This is a genomic window from Vibrio sp. 1874 (assembly GCF_033344395.1).
Lineage (GTDB): Bacteria > Pseudomonadota > Gammaproteobacteria > Enterobacterales > Vibrionaceae > Vibrio > Vibrio alginolyticus.
The window spans coordinates 1-1,269 of record NZ_JAWPOR010000103.1 but is presented as its reverse complement, the minus strand read 5'-3'; the positions used below and the strand labels follow the sequence as shown (position 1 = coordinate 1,269).

The 1,269-nt window shown below is 38.6% G+C and carries 1 protein-coding gene and 1 pseudogene; both read left to right on the top strand.

Going from position 1 to position 1,269, the window contains the following annotated elements:
* Window positions 1-362: 362 nt before the first annotated feature.
* Entirely contained in the window at window positions 363-812 is a 450-nt protein-coding gene (gene ati1, locus R8N46_RS24860) for an Ati1 family type III secretion system chaperone (RefSeq protein ID WP_005457555.1), read from the top strand.
* A gap of 40 nt (window positions 813-852) precedes the next feature.
* A pseudogene (locus tag R8N46_RS24855) lies at window positions 853-1,269 on the top strand (VPA0450 family T3SS effector inositol phosphatase); the annotation flags it as partial.

The window sequence follows — 1,269 nt, the reverse complement described above, 5'->3', positions numbered from 1 at the left end:
TTTGATTCATCATCCATAACTAGACCAGAAATGAGTACCGCAATCATTCCAAGCCCGATAACCCAATGGAAAAACATCATTGATTTTGAGATTGCATTGTTCGTTTTCGCGTCCATCTTCTTTCTCCATGTAAAAGACATGGTTATTCTTCACATGAGCCATGAATAAAAGATGAATACTTTATTCAGACAAACTACTCTCAGACGAACTAAACAGGTCGCCGCCCTCTAGTTGTGGTCCGTGTTGATACGATAAAAATAAAAACTTACGCCCATACTCAATATCCTTCCACACCCTCACTCTTATACTCTTTCCCAAAATGAGTAATAACCATAATAAATTTTTAGATTGAGGGGAAAACAATGGATATCTACCAAGAAAGCATCAGTTTTTTAGGTAACGACGCAAACTTCGATGCAAACGGATTATTTCAATGCGAACTGTCATCGAATACAAATGACCATGATGAAGCGCTTTTCTTAACCATATTTAAGAACGAAACCACCATCAATTTGCACATGTCGTTGACCAGCCCTGTTGAGTTGCCAACACCTCTGCCAGAAGCCATCGCAATTGCAATCGGTGAACACGCGCTAGAACCATTTCGAGGTGGTTTCGGTGTTGGTTTAATGCCGGACAGCCGCAGACTGACCGTTTATAAGGTTATTTCTTTAGCTAATAAGCCTCAAAGTTATGTTCAAAACACATTCCAACAACTGCTAGAAAAAATTGAGCAGTGGCACCTCTTCATTGAACAAACCGATAACGAAGAAGCAATTCCAGAACAATTACCTGCTGGGATTTTCATTTAATCCCGCTAAAAACGACCATGTTTAGAAATGAGTTTATTTTATGTCGACAATTCAAATTAATAGTCAACATCGAGGTAATTTAGACCTCGCAGATATTCAAAATATCAAAACCAATGCGAAAGAAGGCGATACCGTTAAATTTGGCTCTGTATTTGGTAAAGAATACAGCGTTACCAAAAGCAATGATGGTGAAATTAGCCTCAAAAAAAAAGAAAATCGCAGCTTTTTTAATCGCTTTTTTAGCAAAACAGATTCATCGAAAAACAGCGACTTAAAGCTGAACTTGATGAACCAACAACTGCACAAAAAAGAGAACAACGGCAACGTTAAGGTCCTGACGTTAACGTACAACCAAGCCAACCAAAAGATGCCTGCAGAGACGAAGAACTACTTCCAAAACCTTATCCAAAAGGGTGACTATGATGTGGTCTTATTTGCCGAACAAGAATCGAAATTG